Raw genomic sequence first — 20,494 nt, forward strand, 5'->3', positions numbered from 1 at the left:
CCTCACTCTCCGGAGTTCACGGCGCGGATCAGCTCGTCCACGTCCATGTCGTCGACCAGACCGTCGACCAGGTCGACGTCCGCCGCCGCCGCTTCCGCGGGATCGGCGGGATCGTCCGCCGGGGTCTCGTCCGCGGGGGCGAGCATGTCGTTCAGCCGGCGGGCGAGGTCGGTGGGCGTCGGGCAGTCGAAGATGACGGTCGCGGGCAGCCGCAGGCCGGTCGCGCCGGCGAGCCGGTTGCGCAGCTCGACGGCGGTGAGCGAGTCGAAGCCCATCTCGACGAAGCCGCGGTCGACGTCCAGCGCGGACGCCGAGCCGTGGCCAAGGACCGCGGCGGACTGCTTCCTGACCAGCACCACGAGCGCCTGCCGCCGCTCGCCCGCCGTCATCCCGGCGAACTGCTCGGCCCCGCCCGGCGCGGCGGCCGCACCCGAGGCGGCGGTGCGCTCGGGCCTGGTGCGGCGCGGCGCCAGCAGCCGCATCACCGGCGGCAGCGTGCCCGCGGCGTCCTGTGCGCGCAGCGCCTCGCGGTCGATGTGCGCGGTCACCACCAGGGCCTCGGCGGCGCGGGCGCCCTGGTCGAAGAGGGCGAGGCCCTCGGCGGCGGACATGGCCTGCGCGCCGGAGCGCGAGAGCCGGTCGCGGTCCTGTGCGCTCATCTGGCCGGTGAGCGCGCTGTCGTTGGCCCACAGGCCCCAGGCGAGCGAGCTGCCGGCCTGGCCGCGCGAGCGGCGGACGGCGGCGAGGGTGTCCAGGAAGACGTTCGCCGCGCCGTAGTTGGCCTGGCCGGGGTTGCCGAGCAGACCGGCGGCGGAGGAGTACATGACGAACATGCCGAGGTCGAGATTTTCGGTCAGCTCGTCGAGGTGGACGGCGGCGTCGACCTTGGGCCGCAGCACGGGGGCCAGCCGCTCGGGGGTGAGCGAGCCGAGCACCGTGTCGTCCAGCACGCCCGCGGTGTGCACCACGGCGGTGAGCGGGTGCCCGGCGGGCAGGCCGCCGAGCAGCGCGGCGAGCGCGTCGCGGTCGGCGATGTCGCACGCCGCCACCCGCGCCTCGGCGCCCAGCTCGGCCAGCTCCGCGACCAGTTCGGCCGCTCCCGGGGCGTTCGGGCCCTGCCGGCTCGCAAGGACGAGGTGGCGCATGCCCCACGGCCCGGCGAGGTGCTTGGCGACCAGGGCGCCGAGCGTTCCGGTGCCGCCGGTGACCAGGACGGTGCCCTCGGGGTCGGGCGAGTGCGGGACGGTCAGGACGAGCTTGCCGACGTGCTTGGCCTGCGCCATGTGGCGGAAGGCGGCGGGCGCGTCGCGTACGTCCCAGGTGCGGACGGGCAGCGGCGCGAGTGCGCCCTCCCGCAGCAGCCCGACGACCTCGGCGAGCGTGTCCCGCACGACCTGCGGGCTCATGTCCGGCACCAGGTCGACCGGCGTGTAGAGCACGCCGGGGAAGTCCGCGGCGACCTGCGCGGGGTCGCGCCGGTCGGTCTTGCCCAGCTCGACGAAGTGCCCGCCGTTCGGCAGCACCCGCAGGCCCGCGCCGACGAGGTCGCCCGTCAGCGAGTTGAGCACGGTGTCCACGCCCGCGCCGCCGGTGGCGGCGAGGATCCGGTCGGCGAAGTCGGCGTCCCGGGAGGACGCGATGTGCGTGTCGTCCAGGCCCATGAGCCGCAGCGTGTCGTGCTTGCCGGGGCTCGCGGTGGCGAAGACCTCGGCGCCCAGGTGGCGGGCGATCCGGACGGCCGCGGTGCCGACGCCGCCGGCCGCCGCGTGGATCAGGACGCGCTGCCCGGCGCGCAGGCCCGCCACCGCGGTGAGCGCGAAGTAGGCGGTGAGGTACGCGGACGGGACCGCGGCCGCCTGCTCGAAGGTCCAGCCCGCGGGCATCGGCACGACCCAGCGGTGGTCGGTGACCGCTTCGGTGGCGAAGGCCCGCGGCATCAGGCCGAGGACCCGGTCGCCGGGCTTCAGGCCGGTCACCCCGGAGCCGACCGCGGCGACCGTGCCCGCGCCCTCACCGCCGATGAACAGGCCCTCGTCCGGCGGCAGTCCGAGCGCGACGAGCAGGTCGTGGAAGGCGATCCCGGCGGCGCGGACCCGGATGCGCACCTGGTCGGGCGCGAGGGCCTCCCCGGTGTCCGGGCAGGGCACGGCGGTGATGGCGTCCAGGACGCCTGCCGGGTCGGGTTCGAGCCGCCAGCGCCCGCCGAGCGGCGGGGTCAGCCGGCCCTGCGGGGTGCCGGTCGCCGCGAGCCGCGGGATCAGCAGCGCGCCGCCGCGGATCGCGAGCTGCGGCTCGTCCCCGGCGAGGGCGTGCACGAGGGCGGTGGCCCACTCCTCCTCGTCGAGGTCGACGAGCACGATCCGCCCGGGGTTCTCCGCCTGCGCCGAGCGGACCAGGCCCCACACCGGTGAGGCCGCCAGGTCGTAGACGTCGTCGCCCTCGCCCGCCGGGAGGGCCCGGCGGGTGACGACGACGAGCCGGGTGTCGGCCGTCCGCTCGCTGTCCAGCCAGGCCTGGAGGTCGCCCAGCACGGAGGCGGTGAGGTCGAGCACCGCGCCGGGCAGCGCGGCCCCGGGCTCCTTGGCGCAGCACAGCAGCGCGACACGGGGGGCCGCCGCGCCGCGGTCGAGGGCGCCCAGCAGGGCGGCCAGGTCCGGGTGGGCGGTGAGGTCCACCCCGGCGCCCGGCAGCGCGCCGGACAGGCCGAAGACGTCCTCGCCGGCGAGTGCCCAGTCGCCCGCGGCGCTCGCCCTGGGCGCCGGGAGCGGCACCCAGTCGAGCCGGTGGAGCGAGCGGCCCGCGGGGCTCGCGGCCGTCGACAGCGCCTCGGCCGACACCGGCCGGGTGACGAGGCGTTCGACGGCGAGGACGGGCTCGCCGGTCTCGTCGGCGGCGGTCAGCGCGACCGCACCCGTACCGGCCGGGGCGATGCGCACGCGCAGGGTGCGGGCGCCGGACGCGAACAGCCGGATGCCCGCGAGGCTGAACGGGAGCCGCACGGTGCGGCCTTGGCCGTCGCCCTGGGCGTCGCCCTGGACGGCGTTCGGCGCGAGGACCATGGCGTGCAGGGCGGCGTCGAGCAGGGCCGGGTGCATGCCGTAGCGGTCGGCCTCCTCCTGCACCCCCGCGGGGGGCGTCACCTCTGCGTAGACCTCGTCGCCGCGCAGCCAGGCGCGGGCCAGGCCCTGGAACGACGGGCCGTAGGTGTAGCCGGCCTCGGCCCCGGCCGCGTAGAAGGACTCCTGGTCCATCGCGACCGGTTCGGCGCCGGGCGGAGGCCAGGCGGTGAGCGGGGCCGGTTCGGGCCCTTCGGCCTCGGCGAGCAGCGCGGAGGCGTGCCGCGTCCACTCGCCGTCCTGGCCCTCGGGCCGGGAGTAGACGGCGAGCGGGCGCTGCCCGGTGTCGTCGGGGGCGCCGACCATGAGCTGGAGGCGGACCGCTTCGGTGCCGCGCAGCAGCAGCGGGGCCTCCAGGGTCAGCTCCTCGACCCGCGGGCAGCCCGCCTCGGCCCCCGCGCGCAGGGCGAGTTCGGCGAAGCCGGTGCCGGGCAGCAGGGCCACACCGTTGACGGCGTGGTCGGCGAGCCAGGGGCGGGTCGCCGCGGACAGCCGCCCGGTGAGGACCAGGCCGCCGCTGTCGGCGAGTTCGACGGCGGCGCCGAGCAGCGGGTGGTCCGGGGTGCCCACGCCGAGGTCGGCGGGGTCGACGGCGGCGCGCTCCTCCTCCAGCCAGAACCGCTGCCGGTCGAAGGCGTAGGTCGGCAGCGGGACGGACCGGCCGCCGGGGAGCAGCCTGCCCCAGTCCAGTTCGGCGCCGTTGGCCCAGGCCTCGGCGAGAGAGGCGGTGAAGCGGGCCATGCCGCCCTCGTCGCGGCGCAGCGAGCCGACGGTGACGGGCTCGGCGGAGTCGTCCGCGGACACCGCGGTGTCCATGACGGCTGCGGTGAGCACCGGGTGCGGGGTGACCTCGACGAACATGCTGAAGCCGTTGTCCAGCAGCGCCCTGGTGGCGCGGGCGAAGAGCACCGGCTCGCGCAGGTTGCGGAACCAGTACCCGGCGTCCAGCTCCGTGGTGTCGAGCGGCTCGCCGGTCACCGCGCTGTAGAAGGGGATGCGGGCGCGCTGCGGGGCGATGCCCTTGAGCTTGGCCAGCAGGTCCTCGCGCATCGGCTCGACCTGGGGCGAGTGGGAGGCGTAGGTGACCTCGATGCGCCGGATGCGGATGCCGCGCCGCTTGCACTCCTCGGTCAGCTCGTCGAGGTCGCCGGTGTCTCCGGCGACGACGACCTGCGAGGGGCTGTTGACGGTCGCGACCGTGAGGCGCCCCCCGGCGGGGGCGAGGAGTTCGGCCGCCTGCCGCTCGTCGGTCTGCAGCGAGGCCATGCCGGACGAGCCGGTCAGCCTGGTGATCTCCAGCGAGCGTACGGCGACGATCCGCGCGGCGTCCTCCAGCGACAGCGCCCCGGCCACGTGGGCGGCGGCGATCTCGCCCTGCGAGTGGCCGACGACGGCCGCCGGGCTCACCCCGTAGTGCTGCCACAGCCGGGCGAGGGAGACCATCACGGCGAAGAGCGCGGGCTGCACGACGTCGACCCGATCCAGGCCGGGCGCCCCCTCGGCCTGCCGCAGCACGCCGGTGAGCGACCAGTCCGTGTACGGGGCGAGGGCCTGCTCGCACTCGCGGATGCTGCTCGCGAACTCCGGTGAGGTGTCGAGCAGTTCGGCGGCCATGCCGGCCCACTGGGAGCCCTGGCCGGGGAAGACGAACACGACGCGCGGCTTGCGGCGCGCGACGCCGTGCACCAGCCCGGGGTCGGGCTCGCCGTCGGCCAGCCGGGCGAGCCCGGCGATCCGGTCGGGCCCGTCGGGGGAGGTCCCGGTCCCGCCGCCCAGCACCACCGCGCGGTGCGGCAGCGCGGCCCGGCTCGCGGCCAGGCTCCAGCCGACGTCGCGGGGCAGCGGTCCGGCGGTGCCGGACTCGGCCGCGAGCGCCTCGGCGAGCTTGCCCGCCTGCTGCCGCAGCGCGGCCGCGGAGGCCGCCGAGACGGGCCACAGCACGGGCGGGGCGGCGGGCGCCTCCGGCGCGGGGTCCCCGGCGGCCTGCTCGGACGGCGGCTGTTCGAGGATGAGGTGGACGTTGGTGCCGCTGACGCCGAAGGAGGACACGCCCGCGCGCCGCGGGTGGTCGTCGGCGGGCCACGGCTGCGCCTTGACGGCCAGCTCGACCGCGCCCGCCGTCCAGTCGACCTTGGTGCTGGGCTCGTCGACGTGCAGCGTCGCGGGCACCGTGCCGTGCCGCATGGACAGCACCATCTTCAGCACGCCGACCGCGCCGGCCGCGGCCTGCGTGTGGCCGATGTTGGACTTGCCCGAGCCGAGCAGCAGCGGCTTCCCGGCCGGGCGGTCCTGGCCGTACGTCGCGAGCAGCGCCTGCGCCTCGATCGGGTCGCCCAGCGTGGTGCCGGTGCCGTGCGCCTCGACGACGTCCACGTCCCGCAGCGTCAGGCCCACAGCGGCATGACCAGCAGCAGGCCCATGCCCTCGGAGAAGCCGGTGCCGTCGGCGGCCTCGGCGAAGGGCTTGCACCGCCCGTCCGCGGACAGCGCGCGCTGCCGGCTGAACTCGACGAAGACCTTCGGGCTGGAGATCACCGCGACACCGCCGGCCACCGCCATCGTGCACTCGCCCGCGCGCAGCGCCTGGCAGGCCATGTGCAGCGACACCAGCGCCGACGAGCACGCGGTGTCGATGGTCACCGCCGGGCCTTCGAGCCCGAAGAAGTACGACACGCGGCCGGAGATGACGGCCGGCGTGCTGCCCGTGACGGCGTACCCCTCGGCGCTCGCGGGCGCCAGCGGCGCGCCGGTCGCGTAGTCGGTGGGCCCGGCGCCGACGAAGACGCCGGTACGGCTGCCGCGCAGGGTCTGCGGATCGATCCCGGCGTTCTCGAACAGCTCCCAGGCGCCCTCCAGCAGCAGCCGCTGCCGCGGGTCCATCGTGACGGCCTCGCGCGGCGAGATCCCGAAGAACTCCGCGTCGAACTCGCCCGCCTCGTGCAGGAATCCGCTCTCGCTGACGTACGACTTGCCGAGCCGGTCCGGGTCGTCGTCGAACAGCGTGCCCAGGTCCCAGCCGCGGTCCTCGGGGAAGCCGGAGACCGCGTCGCGGCCCTCGGCCAGCAGCCGCCAGTAGTCGTCCGGGGTGGCCACCCCGCCGGGCAGCCGGCAGGACATGCCCACGATCGCCATCGGCTCGTCCACCCCGAAGGTGTTCTCGGAGGCGACGGCCGCCTCCTGCGCGGCGGCGGCGCCGGGCGCCAGCTCCAGCAGGCAGCCCGCGACGGCCGCGGCGGTCGGGTAGTCGAAGGCGATGGACGCGGGCAGCGTCAGCCCGGTCGCGGTGTTCAGCCGGGTGCGGAACTCCACCGCGGTGACGGAGTCCGAGCCCATCTCGGTGAAGGGCCGGTCGGGGTCCACGTCGGCCGCCTTGCCGAAGCCGAGCACGGCCGCGGCCTCGGTGCGGACCAGGTCCAGCACCGCCCACTCGCGCTCGGACTCCGGTGTGCCGGCGAGCAGTCGGGCCAGCGCGCTGTCCCCGGTCCCCGCGCCGCCCTGGGGGGCGGCGCCACGGACGTCCGGGAGCGCGTCGAGGAAGGGCCGGGGGCGGGCGGCGGTGTAGAGCGGGGCGAAGCGGTCCCACTCGACGTCGGCGACGGCCACGGACGGCTCGTCCCGGTCGAGCACCTGCCGCAGCGCCGCCAGCGCCTGCGCCGGGTCCAGCAGCGGCAGGCCCTGGCGCTCGGACTGGCTGGTGAACATCTCCTGCACCTCGGCGTCCCCGGCGTCGTCGCCGAAGGCGTTCCAGAAGCTCCAGGCGACTGCCGTACCGGCCCGGCCGCGGGCGCGGCGCCGCGCGGCGAGGGCGTCGAGGTAGCCGTCGGCGGCGGCGAAGGCGCCGTTCTCGGCGGCGCCCCACACCCCCGCGACGGAGGAGAACAGCACGAAGGCGTCCACCTCCGCGCCGTGCTCGCCGTCCAGCAGCTCGTCGAGCACGCGCGCGCCGGTCGCCTTGGCCCGCAGCGTGCCCGCGAGCCGGGCGAGGGACGTGCCCGCCAGCGGGCCGGGTTCGGGGACGACGGCCGCGTGCAGCACGGTGCGCACCGGGCGCCCGGCGGCGCGGGCCGCGTCCAGCAGGGCGGCCGTCGCGGCCGGGTCGGCCACGTCGGCGGCGGTGAGCGTCACCGAGGCCCCGGCGCGGACGAGTTCGGCCTCCAGTTCGGCCGCGCCCGGCGCGTCCGGTCCGCGCAGGCTCGCCAGGATCACGTGCTCGGCGCCGGAGGCCGCGAGCCAGCGCGCCAGCCTGCGGCCGAGCCGGCCGGTGCCCCCGGTGACGAGGACGCTGCCCTCGGGCCGCCAGGTGCGCGGGGCGGGGCGCTCGGCCACCGGGTCGCGGACCAGGCGGCGGACGAGCACACCGCTGTCGCGTACGGCCACGTGGTCCTCGGCGCCCAGGCCGCCGCCCAGCACCGCGCACAGCACGGCGAGGTGCTCCGCGCCGGGCGCGGCGGGCAGGTCGACCAGGCCGCCCCAGCGCTGCGGGGCCTCCAGGCCCGCGACCCGGGCCATGCCCCAGACCTGGGCCTGCTCGGGCGCGGTCAGGTCGCCGCCCTCGGCGCTCACCGCACCGGCGGTCACGCACCACAGGGGCACGTCGGCGGCGGCGTCGCCGAGCGCCTGCACGAGGGCCAGCGTCGCGGCGGTCCCGGCGGGCACGTCGGCGAAGTCGCCGTGCGGGCGGCCGTCCAGCGCGAGCAGCGACAGCACGCCCGCGGCCTGCGCCGCGCCCGCGCCGCGCAGCAGTTCGGCCAGCTGCTCACGCCCGTCGCGCGCCGCGTCCGCCGCGAGCGGTACGACGTCGGCGCCGCCCGCGGCAACGGCCTCGGCCGCGGCCCTCGCGAGGGCCTGCCCCTCCCCCTCGGCGGGGACCAGGACCAGCCAGCGGCCGGTGGGCGGGGTGGCGGCGGGTGCCTCGGCGGGCTGCCAGTCGACGCGGTAGCGCCAGGCGTCGAGTTCGCGGCCCGCGAGGTCCGGGATGTCCGTCGGCTCCGGCTCGCGCCCGGCGAAGGCGGGCCGCCAGTCGACGGGGGCGCCCAGCGCGTAGGCGTCGGCGAGGGCCGTGTGGAAGCGGGTGGTGCCGCCGTCGTCGCGGCGCAGCGTGCCGAGGGCGCGGGCGCCGCCGCCCGCCTGCTCGGCGGTCTCCTCGACCGCGGGGGTCAGGACCGGGTGCGGGCTGGCCTCGACGAGCAGGGTGTGCCCGTCGGCGAGCAGCGCGCCGACCGCCTCCTCGAAGCGGACGCGCTCGCGGAGGCTGTAGTACCAGTAGTCCGCGCCGAGTTCGGCGGTGTCGAGCAGCCCGCCGGTCGCGGAGGAGTAGAACGGCACGGTCGCCGGGCGGGGCGTGATGCCCGCGAGGACCTCGGCGAGCCGGTCGCGGATCTGCTCCACGTGGGGCGAGTGCGAGGCGTAGTCGACGTCGACCCGGCGGAAGCGGATGCCGCCGCGCTCGCACACGCCGGCCATCTCCTCCAGCGCGTCCACGTCGCCCGCGACCACGGTGCTGGCCGGGCCGTTGATCGCGGCGACCGACAGCCGGCCGGCGAAGCGCTCCAGGATCGCGGTGACGGCGTCCTCGCCGAGCGCGACCGAGGCCATGCCGCCCTGCCCCGACATCTGCGCCAGTTCGGCGCTCCGCAGTGCCACCACCCGGGCGGCGTCCCGCAGCGACAGCGCGCCCGCGACGTACGCTGCGGCGATCTCGCCCTGCGAGTGGCCGACGACGGCGGCGGGTTCGACGCCGTAGGCGCGCCAGAGCGCGGCGAGCGAGACCATCACGGCGAAGAGGGTGGGCTGCACGACGTCCACCCGGTCGAGCGGGGCGGCGCCGGGTTCGCCGGCGACGACGTCGGCGAGCGACCAGTCGGTGAACTCGGCCAGCGCGTCGGCGCACTCGCGCATCTGCGCGGCGAACGCGGGCTCCGCGGCCATGAGTTCGCGCGCCATGCCGGGCCACTGGGCGCCCTGGCCGGGGAAGACCAGGGCGATCTTCGCGCTTCCCGCCGAGCCCTGGTGGAGCGGGGCGGCGGTACGGCCCTCGACGAGGGCGGCGAGCGCGTCGCCGAAACCCTTGGCGTCGGCGGCCAGCACGACCGCGCGGTGCGCGCCGCCACCGGCCGGCGCACCGGCGAGGCCCACCCCGGGGCCGCCGGATCCGGCGCCCTCCGGCGCCGCACCGGCCCCCGGCTCGGCGACGTCCGCGGACGCACCGGCCCCAGGCACGGCAACCTCCGCCGCATCAGCCCCCGACCCAGCAGCCCCCGGCACCGCACCGGTCCCCGGCCCGGCGACATCCACCGGCGCACCGGCCCCAGGCACGGCGGCCTCCGGCTTCGAGCCCGTCCGGGGCACGGTGGCGCCCGGCGCCGCACCGGACCCGGACACGCCGACCTCCGCCGCCGCACCGATTGCGGACGCGCCTGCGCCCGCCGCCGCACCGGACCCGGACGCCGCAGCCTCCGCCAGCGCCGCGCCCACCGCCGACACGTCGGTCCCGGGGGTCGCCGCGGTCTCCGACAGTGCGGCGGCGCGGGCCCGCAGGCCGGTCGCGCTCGCGGCGGACAGCACCCACGGGATCCGCGTCCCGTCGGCGGGGAGTTCGGCAGCCTCGCGGTACCAGTGGCGCTGGTGCTGCCACGGGTACGCGGGCAGGCTCACCGGCGGGCGCGCGGACTTCACCGGCGCGGGCACGGCCCCGGCCACGAGGAGTGCGGCGGCCGTCGCCGCGAGCCGCTCCAGCGGGTCTCCGGCGTCCGTGTCCGGCGCGCCGAGCGCGGCCAGCTCCTCCGGCAGGTCGCGCGGCAGCACGTCGACGAGGACGTCCACGCCCTCCGCCGCCAGGTCCGCCGCGAGGGTCGCGGACAGCTCCGAGGCCGCCCCGCGGCGGGCGCGGGCGGCGAGGTCGCCGGGCTTGGCGGCGGGCTCCGCGCCGTCCGCGGGGAGTTCGGGGACGGCGGCGGGGCGCAGCGCGGCGCCGGACTCCTGGCCCGCGCCCAGCCGCAGCGCGTCGTCGAGGTCGAGCCGGCCCGCGGCCCAGGCGGCGCCCAGCTCGCCCGCGCCCTGGCCGGTCACGGCGTCCGGCGCGAGCCCGACGGAGGTCCACAGCCGGGCGGCGGCGACGTGGTGGCACAGCAGGTACGCGGCCGGCAGCGCGGCGGGCGGCTCGCCGAACGGGTCGACATCCGCGCCGGTCAGCGCGGCCAGCCGCTCGACGCAGGCGCGCAGCGCGTCGGCGTACTCCGGTATCGCGGCGAGCTGCTCGCGCAAGGGCCCGGACGGCGGCTCGGCCCCGTAGAGGAAGCCGGTGGCGCGCTCCACGCCCTCGGGCACCTGGGCGGTCCGCACCGCGGGCGTGCTGCCGCCGCGGGCGGCGACCTCCAGGGCGGCGGCCAGCGCCCCGGCGTCCTGGCCGGTGACGGCGAGCCGGTGGCCGAGCCAGGAGCGGCGGTAGGCGGCGGTGTGGACGATGTCGTCCACCTCCGCCGGGGCCGCGCGCAGCCGGGCGGCGAGGCGCCCGGCGGCCTGCCGCAGCGCGGGTTCGGCCGCCGCGGTGACCATCAGGACGTACGGGGCACGGCGCGGCGGCAGCGGGGCGGGCGCGGGCGCCGCGGGGGGCTGCTCGACGACGACGTGCGCGTTGCTGCCGGTGAAGCCGAAGGCGCTCACGCCCGCGCGCCGCGGGTGGCCGCGCTCGGGCCAGGCGCGGCGCGAGGTCACGACGGAGACCGGGAGGGTGTCCCAGTCGATGTGCGAGGAGGGCCGGTTGAGCGGCTGCGGCGGCAACTCGCCGCGGTGCACGGCGAGGACGACCTTGAGCAGGCCGGTGACACCGGCGGCCGCCTCCAGGTGGCCGACGCTGGCCTTGGCCGCGCCGATCAGCAGGTTCTCGTCCGCGGCGCGCCCGGAGCCGAGCGCCTCGGCGAGCGCGCGCACCTCGATCGGGTCGCCCAGCGGGGTGCCGGTGCCGTGCGCCTCGACGTAGTCGACGTCGCGCGGCGCCCAGCCCGCGGCCTGCACCGCGCGCCGGATGACGGCGACCTGCGCGGAGGCGTTGGGCACGGTCATGCCGCCGCTGGCGCCGTCCTGGTTGACGGCAGAGCCGCGGATCACGGCGTAGACGCGGTCGCCGTCGCGCCGGGCGGCGGACAGCGGCTTGAGGACGAGGGCGGCCGCGCCCTCGCCGCGGCCGTAGCCGTCCGCGGCCTCGTCGAAGGTCTTGCAGCGCCCGTCCGGGGCCAGCGCGCCCGCGCCCGCCATGGACACGGACACGGTGGGGGCGGCGATGACGTTGGCGCCGCCGACGACCGCGACCTCGCAGTCGCCCTCGCGCAGGCCCTGGCAGGCCAGGTGCACGGCGGTCAGCGAGGACGAGCACGCGGTGTCCACGGCGATGCTCGGGCCGTTCAGCCCGAGGAAGTACGACAGCCGGCCCACGGATGCGGCGAAGGTCGTGCCGGTGCCGTAGAAGTGGTCGACGTCGGCCATGTCGCGGGTCAGCAGCTGCTGGTAGTCCGCGGTGTTGAGGCCGAAGTACACGCCGACGTCCTTGCCCGCCTGCGCGGCGGGCGGCGTGCCCGCGTCCTCCATCGCCTCCCACGCGACCTCCAGCAGCAGCCGGTGCTGCGGGTCGAGCGCCTTCGCCTCGCGCGGCGAGACGCGGAAGAACGGCGCGTCGAAGCCGGTGACGTCGTCGAGGAAGCCGCCGCGCAGCGGCACGCCGGGCGCGACCTCGTCCCACATCGGGTCGGCGCGCCGGGCGGCGGGCAGGTCGCGTACGGCGTCGCGGCCCTCGGTGAGCATCGCCCAGAACTGCTCGGGCGAATTCGCGCCGGGCAGCCGGCACGCCATGCCGACGACGGCGACGGCGTCGTCCTCCGCCTCCGCGCCGTCCGCGCCGGGTGCCGCCGGGGCGGCGCTGCCCGCGGGGCCGTCCTGCGGGGCGGCTTCGGCCAGGTAGGCCGCCAGCGCCTCGACGGTCGGCTGCTCGAAGACGATCGTGGTGGCCAGCTCCACGCCGAAGTCGGCGGCGAGCCGGTCGCGCAGCTCGACGGCGGTGAGCGAGTCCAGGCCCTGGTCGAACAGTCCGCGGCGGCGGGCGGGCTTCTGCCCTTCGGCGAGGCCGAGCACCGCGGCGACGTGCTCCTCGACGCGGCGCAGCATCCCGCCGTTCCCGCGCGCCCGCCCGCCGGTCGCGGGGGCGCCGTTGGCCGCGGCGGGGCCGTTCGCGCGGCCCGCGCCGTTGGCGGCGCCCGCGCCATTGGCCGAGCCCGACCCGGTGGCCGGGCCCGACCCGTTCGCGTGGATCCCGCCGTTCGCGGCGCCCGCGCCGTTCAGCTGGGCTCCGGTGTGCGTGAGGTGCCCGTTCGCCGGAGCCGTAATCGCCGCCGGGGCGGAGCCGTTCGCAGGGTGGGCCAGCATCTCGCCGATGACGCGCCCGGCGTCGTCCAGCAGGCTCAGCCGCACCTGCGCAGGGGCCGCCGCGGCAGCCGCCCCGCCCTGGTCGCCGGGCTCGACGCCCGGGAGCCAGTGGCGGGCGCCGCCCCAGGAGGGGGTGGGGAGGGCGCGGTAGCGGGCGGGGGTGCCGGTCAGCCGGGTCCAGTCGACCTCGACGCCGCCGACGTGGAGCCGGGCGGCGGTGCGGTGAAGTGCGAGGAGCCCGTCCTCGCCGCGGCGCAGGGTCGCGGTGACCGGGCCGCGCCGGCCGCGGTGCCGTACGGCGTCGGTGAGCTGCCGGGTCAGGGTGGGGTGCGGGCCGATCTCGACGAGGGCCCGCTCGCCCTCGGCGAGCAGCGCGTCGACCGCGGGCCACAGCAGCACGGCGTCGGTGAGGTTGCGCTCCCAGTAGGCGGCGTCGAAGGTGACGCCGGCCTCGCCGGGCAGCACGCTGGAGAGCAGCCGTACCGCGGGCGTCGCGGGGGCCAGACCGGCGAGCGCCTCCCGCAGCAGGGGGCCGCAGTCGGCGACCACCGGGCTGTGGAAGGCGTAGTCGCCGGCCAGCCTCTTACATCGGATGCCGCGCGCCTCGGCGGCGGCCGCGGCCCGCTCGACCGCGTCCGCGGGTCCGCTGAGGACGACCGCCGCGGGCCCGTTGACGGCGGCGACCACGACCTGGGGCCCGGCGTCGGCGAGCAGCGCCTCGGCCGTCTCGCGGTCGGCGCGCACGGCGAGCATCGCGCCGCGGCCCGCGGTCTCCTGGAGGATCTGCCCGCGCCGGACGGCGAGCGTGACGGCCTCGCCGCGGGTGAGCGCGCCCGCGGCGTGCGCGGCGGCGATCTCCCCGACGCTGTGGCCGAGCACGGCCGCGGGCCGGATCCCGGCGGAGGCGAGCCACTCCGTCACCGCCGACTGGACGGCCAGCAGTGCGGGCTGGGCGTAGTCGGTGCGGTCGAGCCGGCCGCCCTCGGAGCGCCGCAGCTCCTCGACGAGCGACCAGGGCAGGTCCTGCCGGATCAGCGCGTCGTACTCGTCGAGGACGTCCCGCACGACGGGTGAGGTCTCGTACAGGTCGGCGGCCATGCCCGCCCACTGGGCGCCCTGGCCGGAGTAGACGAAGACCGGCTCGGGGGCGTTCTCGGGGTCGGCGGTGCCGGTGCACGCGCCGTCCGCGACCTCGCCGTCCGCGTCGGTGTCGGCCAGTGCCGCCGCCAGCTCCTGCGGGCTCGCGGCGACGGCGGCGAAGCGGTGCCGCTCGTGGGTGCGCCGGGTGGCGGCGGAGGCGAGCAGGTCGCCGGGCCGGTCGCCGTCCGCGGCGAGCCGCTCGCGCATCCCGGCGAGCTGCCCGGCCAGGCCCTCCTCGTGGAAGGCGGAGGCGAGCAGGACGTACGGGCCCACCGGGGCGGCGGGCGGTGCGGCGGCGGGGGCGACGCCCTCGGCGATGACGTGCACGTTGGTGCCGCTCAGCCCGGACGAGCTGACGCCGACCCGCAGCGGGCGGCCGGTCTCCGCGAGGTCGACGGGGCTGACGGGCACCGCCATCGCGCCGCGGTCCCACGGCACCGCGGAGGTGAGCCGGCCGGGGTCGGGCTGGGCGGGCACCTCCTGGGAGCCGATCACCCACAGGCCCTTGAGCAGGCCCGCGACGCCCGCGGCGCCGTCGGTGTGCCCGAAGACGCCCTTGTTGGAGCCGACGTAGAGGGGCCGCAGCCCGGCCGCGCGCTCACGGCCGTAGACCTCGTTCAGCGCCATCAGCTCGACCTGGTCGCCGAGCGGGGTGCCGGTGCCGTGCGCCTCCACGTAGTCGAGGTCGGACGCGGCGAGCCCGGCGGTGCCGAGGGCGGAGCGCAGCAGCTCGGCCTGGGCTGCGCCGTTGGGGGCGGTGATGCCGAGGCTGCGGCCGTCGTGGTTGGCGGCGGAGGAGCGGATGACGGCGTAGACGCGGTCGTTGTCGGCGAGCGCGTCGGACAGCCGCTTGAGGACGACGACGCCGCAGCCCTCGGAGCGCAGGATGCCGTCGGCGTCGGCCGCGAAGGGGCGGCAGCGGCCGGTCGGCGAGATCGCGCCGATGCGGTTCATGAAGACGGTCAGCTCGGGCGACATCATGAGGTTGACGCCGCCGGCCAGCACGACGTCGGTCTCGCCGGAGCGCAGGCTCTGGCCCGCCAGGTGCACCGCCAGCAGCGAGGAGGAGCACGCGACGCTGAGCGAGGCCATCGGCCCGCGCAGGTCGAAGGTGTACGCGAGCCGGCCGGCCGCGAAGCTGAACTCGTTGCCGCTGCCGTAGTGCGGGCTGATGCCCTGGACGCCGAGCGTCTTGCTGTGCAGCGTCGCGTAGTCGTGGGCGAACAGGCCGAAGTACGCGCCCGTGCGGGTGCCGCGCCAGGCGTCGGCGGGGCGCCCGGAGTCGCTCATCGCCTCCCACGCCACTTCGAGCAGCAGCCGCTGCTGGGGGTCCATCGCGCCCGCCTCGCGGGGCGAGATCCCGAACCAGGCGGCGTCGAAGCGGTCGATGTCGTCGAGGAAGCCGCCCCGGTGGGTGGCGGTCTCGTCCTGGTGGGCGGCCTCGCGGCTCCAGCGGGTCGCGGGGACCTCGGTGAAGACGGGGGCCGCGGATCTCAGCGTGGCGCCGAAGGAGTCGAAGTCGCGGACTCCGCCGGGGTAGCGGCAGCCGATGCCGACGACGGCGATCGGTTCGGCCTGCGGAGGGGTCGGGCTCGTCAGCGGTCGTTCAGCCATTGAAGAATTCCTTGCTCTACAATGATCATCCGCAATTCGGCATCGGATCCCCGGGGGATACCGAAGGGGGCGACCGATGGGTGAGCCGCACCTCGCGGGGTCCGGCTACGTCGTCGTCTGGGTGGCGGCGGGCGAGCCGCCCGGCAGGCCGGACGGATTGCAGGGGCGCGCCGCGGACTACCGCGGGACGCGCGCCGCCGCGCATCGGGTCGGCCGGCAGCTCGTCGCGGCGTACACGTCATGTCCGCCGGAGCAGCAGGCCTGGGAGCGCGACGCACGGGGGCGCCCGCTGGTCGTCGGCCCCGGCGGCCTGCACGTGAGCCTCAGCCACGCCGGCGGCGTGGTCGCGGCGGCGCTGGCGTGGGACGGCCCGGTCGGCGTGGACGTCGAGCGGCTGCGGCCGCTGCCGGACCGCGGCGCGCTCGCCCGCACCGCGCTCGCCGACAGCGAGCGCAGGGCCGTCGACGAGCTGCCGGAGGAGCGGCGGGACGCGCAGGTGCTCCGCTTCTGGACGCGCAAGGAGGCGGTCGCCAAGGCCCTCGGCAGCGGGCTGGCCACCCATCTGCGCGGCATCGTCACGACGGCCCATGGCGCTGTGGTGTCCCTTCCCGAGGGGTGCGGTGACCTCTCCGCGTGGTCGCTGGCCGATCTGCCCGCGCCGGACGACGTGCTCGCCTCGGTCGCGGTCCGGGCGCCGGGCGTGCGGGCGGTGGCCCGCACGCTGGCGCTCCCCGCGGACCCGGGCCGGCCCCCCGGCGGGGGCGCGGTGGGGCCGCGGGGCTGAGGGGGCGGCGCCTACACCGAGGGCGCGAGCACCGGGGCGCGCAGGGTGCCCAGGTAGGAGTGCCACAGGTGCGTCGGGTCGTTCTCGACGGCGAGCACCGTCTCCCGCATGACGCGCAGCACCTCGGGCTCGTCGCCGTCGTAGACGTCGCCCTGCAGCAGCCGGACGACGTCCAGCCGGTAGCGGGGGTCGGCCACGAAGGTGGTGAAGAGGATGTTCAGCCGGTAGTAGACCGAGATGAACTGGTACCAGTTGCGCACCCCGCTGCGGATCTTCTTCTCGTACCCGGCGAAGGCCGCCTTGGAGAAGTCGCCGGTCTCGTTGGCCTTGACGATGTCGGCGCAGGCCAGCCGGGCGCTGTTGAGGGCGACGCTGACGCCGCTGGAGAAGATCGGGTCGACGAACCGCGCGGCGTCGCCGAGCAGCACGAAGCGGTCGCCGACGAGCTCGGTCATCGAGTAGCTGTAGTCGCCCTCGACCGTGAAGTCCTTGACCTGGGTGGTCTTCTGCAGCGCCTCGTAGAGGTCCGGACGGCTCTCCAGGAAGCTCCAGAAGAACTTCTCGCGGTCCGTGTTCGCCTTGGTGAACTGGGCCTTCTGCGTCACGACGCCGATGCTGGTGACGGTGTCGGTGATGGGGATCTGCCAGACCCAGGTGTCGCTGATCGGCAGGAAGTGGATGTAGATGTAGTCGACCTTCTCGGGGCTGTTGGCGACCGCCGCGCGGTCCAGGCCCTCGAACCAGCCGTGGATGGCGTACTGGTCGAAGACCGGGTCGGGCTCCTTGAGGCCGAGCTGGCGGCCGAGCATGGTCTGCCGGCCGGAGGCGTCGATCACCATCTTCGCGGTGACGTCGATCTCCTTGGGGCCCATCTTGACGGTCAGCGCGACCTGGTCGGGGTCGCCGAAGTCCACCCGCATCGCGCGGACGCCCTGGAAGACCTTGGCGCCCAGGCTCTCGGCGTGCTTGAGCAGGATGAGGTCGAACTTGCTGCGGTCGACGTGGAAGGTGTAGTCGCGGTCCACGCCGTCCTGGTCGCGCTCGCTGAACAGGATGTCGGCGGTGCCCAGTTCATGGGTGAAGGTGGTCGTCGCGCTGCCGCTGACGTTGCGCGGCATGGAGGACGTCCACGCGGCGCCGTACTTGCGCGGGAAGCCGGCCGCCTCGATCTTCGGCATCGCGCCGGTCTCCAGCAGCACCCGGGTGGTGGCCGGGACGAGCGACTCGCCCACGTGCGGGCGGGGGAAGTTGGCGCCCTCGAAGACCGCGACCGACATCCCGGCCTTGGCGAGGTAGGAGGCGGCGCTGGAACCGGCGGGGCCTCCGCCGACGATCACGACGTCGTAGTCGGTACTCATGGTTCTCAGACACCTTCCGTCGGGAGGGGCAGCAGGCCGGACACGAGCTTGGTGATGGCGGCGATGTCCCGGAAGTTCGCCGCGTTGATCGACGACAGCGGTACGTCCACGCGCAGCTCTTCACGCAGGAAGTTCAGCAGGAGCGCGCTGTTCATCGAGTTGAGGACCTCCCACTCCAGGAGCGGGGTGGACTCGGTCAGCTCGCCCTTCGGGTCGCCGTCGAGAAAGGTCTCGCTGATGAAGGCCGTGATGCGCTGCTTGACCTCATCGGGTGTCATTGCGGGGTCCCTTCCGCCGGGAGGTGGTCGTCGTGCTCGGGTTCATGGGTTCTTCGCCTCCGGCCGTCCGGCGCGTGTCGCCAGCGCCGGGCGGTCGATCTTGCCGTTGCCGTTCCTGGGCAGCGGCGTCAGGATCCGCACCTCGTCCGCGACCATGTAGCGCGGCAGGTGCTGGGAGAGGTGTCGGCGCAGGGCCAGGGCGCCCAGCTCGCTGCCGGGCCGCGGGGCCGCGAAGACGACGAGCCGGGTGTCGACGCCCTCGCCGACCGCGACCGCGGCGGCCTCGGCGACGTCCGGGTGGTTCTCCAGCACCGCCTCGACCTCGCCCAGCTCGACGCGGTGGCCGCGGATCTTGACCATGTGGTCGCGCCGCCCGACGTAGTCGAACTCGCCGCCGGGCAGGATCCGGACCAGGTCGCCGGTGCGGTAGGTGCCGTGCTGCGGGGGGTGGCCCCAGTAGCCGGCCATCACGGTGGGCCCGTCCACGACGAGCTCGCCCTCCTCGCCGACGCCGGCCGTGCCGCCGTCGTCACGCACCGCCCAGACCCGGTCGCCGCTCGCGGGGATGCCGATCGGGACGGGCCGGTCGCGGTCCAGGTCGGCCTTGGTGACCTCGTGGAAGGTGCACACGTTGGTCTCGGTCGGACCGTAGAGGTTCATCAGCCGCGCGCCGGTCCAGCCGGCCAGGTCTCGCAGCGGGCCGATCGGGAAGGGCTCGCCCGCGAAGAGCACGGTGTGGAGCGCCTCGGGGGCCGGGCGGTCGAGCAGCCCGCCGTACCGCATCATCACCGCGAGGGCGGACGGCACGGAGTACCAGACGGTGATGGCCTGGGTGTGCAGGTACTCGACGAGCTGGGCCGGGGCGAAGGACAGCTCCGGCGGGACGAGGTGGACCGAGGCGCCGGCCCGGAAGGCGACGTAGAGGTCGAGCACCGACAGGTCGAAGGCGAAGGGGGCGTGGTTGGCGAACCGGTCCTCGCCGTCCGGCTCCAGGACCTCGTGCGCCCAGTTGACGAACGCCAGCGCGTTGCGGTGCGTCAGGCACACGCCCTTGGGGGTGCCGGTGGAGCCGGAGGTGTAGAGGATGTACGCCAGGTCGCCGGGCTCCGTCGCGGTGTTGACGGGGGGCGCGGGGTCGAGCGGCGCCGTGTCGTCGTCGAGGTCGGCGCACGCGACGCCCGGCTCCAGATCGGCCGAGATCCGGGGTATCCGGTCGCCGGTCGTCATGACGGCGCGTGCCGCGCAGTCCCGGGCGATGGTGGCGACGCGGTGCACGGGGCTGCTGCCGTCGACGGGCACGTACGCGGCGCCGAGCCGCAGCACCGCCTGCATCGCGGCGACCACCGCGGGGCTCTTGGCCGCCCACAGCACCACCCGGTCGCCGCGCCGGACGCCCAGCCGGACCAGCCGGGCGGCCACGGCGTCGGCGGCGGCGTCGAGTTCGGCGTAGGTCAGGCCGCCGTCCGGGCCGGTCACGGCCAGGGCGTCGGGGCGGCGGGCGGCGGCGTCGACGACGAGCTGGTGGAGGGTCACAACCCGGTCTCCCTCGCGATGAGTTCGAGCTGGATCTCGGTCGTCCCGGAGAAGATCGTGGTGGGCAGGCAGTCGCGCAGCTGCTGGTCGATCCCGGCGCCGGCCACGTAGCCGGACGAGCCGAACAGCTGCACCGCGTCCAGGCTGTTGGCGACCGCGGCCTCGGACACGGCGGTCTTCGCCATGGCGATGGCGGTGACGTCGGTGCGGCCCGCGTCGAGCAGCCAGCAGGCGCGGTAGAGCAGCAGCCGCGCGCTCTCCAGCCGCAGCCGCATCCGGGCGACGCGGTGCGAGACGGCCTGGAAGCCGGCGATCTTCCGCCCGAACTGCCGCCGCTCGGTGGTGTGCCGTACGCACTCGGCGAGCTGGTGCTCCATCAGGCCGAGGTACGCGGCGAACAGGCAGCCGCGCTCCCACGCCATGGAGTGCTGGAAGATCGCCCCGCCGCTGCCCTCGGCCCCGAGCAGGTAGCGGTCCGGGACCACGCAGCCGTCGAAGCGCACCCGCGCGGCGAGGCAGCCGTCGAGCCCCATCTTCGGCAGCGGCTCCCCGACGGTGATGCCGTCGAGGGCGCGCGGTACGGCGAAGGCGGAGATGCCCAGGAAGCCCGCCGCCGGGTCGGTGACCGCGTAGGTGACGAAGACGTCCGCGACGGGCGCGTTGCTGACGAAGGACTTCTCCCCGTCGAGCACGTAGCCGCCCTCGGTGCGTGTCGCGGTGGTCCGGATGCGGCCGACGTCGGAGCCCGCCTCGTCCTCGGTCATGGCGTTGCCGGCGATGACGTCGCCCGACGCCATCCCCGCGAGCAGTTCCCGGGCGCCCTCGGCGCCGAACTCCCCCACGGGCACGGCGCAGGACAGCAGGTGCGCGGCGATGCCGAAGACCAGACCGGTGTCGGAGCAGGCCGCGCCGAACGCCTCCAGGGCCAGCGCGGTGTCCAGCGCGCCGAGGCCCGACCCGCCGTACTCCTCGGGCAGGCACAGCCCGGTCAGGCCGCTGCCGGCGATGTTCTTCCACGCCAGGCGGACCAGTTCCGGGTCCGTGGTCGTCCGGTGCGCGGCCAGCCGCTTGGCGACGGCGGCGGTGACGGCGGCGCGGCGCTCGATCTGAGTCGGTGACAGCTCGAAGTCCATCGGTCAGGCTTTTTCCGGTGCGTATTCAATCGCTGCCAATTCAATCCCACCTCGATTGCCGGGCCCAGAAAATGAAGGTGCCGCGACTGGATATTTCTGGTCCGACACACCCGGTAACGCTAGTT

The 20,494-nt window shown here is 76.3% G+C and carries 6 protein-coding genes and 2 pseudogenes; 1 reads left to right on the plus strand and 7 read right to left on the minus strand.

All coding sequences use genetic code 11. The features are described from left to right. Positions 1-2 precede the first annotated feature (2 nt). The 3 genes and pseudogenes from IH54_RS42015 to IH54_RS42020 form a co-directional block, all read right to left on the minus strand. Positions 3-3,686 carry an SDR family NAD(P)-dependent oxidoreductase gene (locus IH54_RS42015; protein WP_420711807.1) on the minus strand — a complete coding sequence of 1,228 codons (3,684 nt, stop codon included), beginning with the start codon at positions 3,684-3,686 and terminating at the stop codon, positions 3-5. 6 nt (positions 3,687-3,692) lie between these two features. Next, a pseudogene (locus IH54_RS48160) lies at positions 3,693-6,589 on the minus strand (type I polyketide synthase); the annotation flags it as partial. Between the two features lie 279 nt (positions 6,590-6,868). Next, a pseudogene (locus IH54_RS42020) lies at positions 6,869-15,283 on the minus strand (type I polyketide synthase); the annotation flags it as partial. Between the two features lie 76 nt (positions 15,284-15,359). Between IH54_RS42020 and IH54_RS42025 the strand changes: the two are divergent. Then, on the plus strand, positions 15,360-16,067 hold the full coding sequence (locus IH54_RS42025; protein WP_052398025.1) for a 4'-phosphopantetheinyl transferase family protein: 708 nt from the start codon (positions 15,360-15,362) through the stop codon (positions 16,065-16,067). Positions 16,068-16,078: 11 nt separating this feature from the next. On the opposite strand, the gene IH54_RS0129805 is transcribed toward IH54_RS42025, so the two are convergent. Genes IH54_RS0129805 through IH54_RS0129820 form a run of 4 tightly spaced genes read right to left on the minus strand, consistent with a single transcriptional unit; the run spans position 16,079 to position 20,369 of the window. Then, the gene (locus IH54_RS0129805; protein ID WP_031522764.1) at positions 16,079-17,425 is read right to left on the minus strand and encodes an NAD(P)/FAD-dependent oxidoreductase; all 1,347 of its coding nucleotides are present in this window, start codon (positions 17,423-17,425) and stop codon (positions 16,079-16,081) included. 5 nt (positions 17,426-17,430) lie between these two features. Then, entirely contained in the window at positions 17,431-17,703 is a 273-nt protein-coding gene (locus IH54_RS0129810; protein WP_031522765.1) for an acyl carrier protein, read from the minus strand. 42 nt (positions 17,704-17,745) lie between these two features. Further along, positions 17,746-19,236 carry an amino acid adenylation domain-containing protein gene (locus tag IH54_RS0129815; RefSeq protein ID WP_031522766.1) on the minus strand — a complete coding sequence of 497 codons (1,491 nt, stop codon included), beginning with the start codon at positions 19,234-19,236 and terminating at the stop codon, positions 17,746-17,748. Continuing rightward, positions 19,233-20,369: an acyl-CoA dehydrogenase family protein gene (locus IH54_RS0129820; protein WP_031522767.1), complete on the minus strand. Its 1,137-nt coding sequence runs from the start codon at positions 20,367-20,369 to the stop codon at positions 19,233-19,235. Before IH54_RS0129820 ends, IH54_RS0129815 begins: the two co-directional genes overlap by 4 nt. Positions 20,370-20,494 lie beyond the last annotated feature (125 nt).

The organism is Streptomyces sp. NRRL F-5123 (assembly GCF_000721495.1).
GTDB lineage: Bacteria > Actinomycetota > Actinomycetes > Streptomycetales > Streptomycetaceae > Actinacidiphila.

Coding starts and splice junctions, on each gene's coding strand:
- IH54_RS42025 (WP_052398025.1), top strand. CDS start 15,360: ATGGGTGAGCCGCACCTCGCGGGGTCCGGCTACGTCGTCGTCTGGGTG.
- IH54_RS0129805 (WP_031522764.1), bottom strand. CDS start 17,425: ATGAGTACCGACTACGACGTCGTGATCGTCGGCGGAGGCCCCGCCGGT.
- IH54_RS0129810 (WP_031522765.1), bottom strand. CDS start 17,703: ATGACACCCGATGAGGTCAAGCAGCGCATCACGGCCTTCATCAGCGAG.
- IH54_RS0129820 (WP_031522767.1), bottom strand. CDS start 20,369: ATGGACTTCGAGCTGTCACCGACTCAGATCGAGCGCCGCGCCGCCGTC.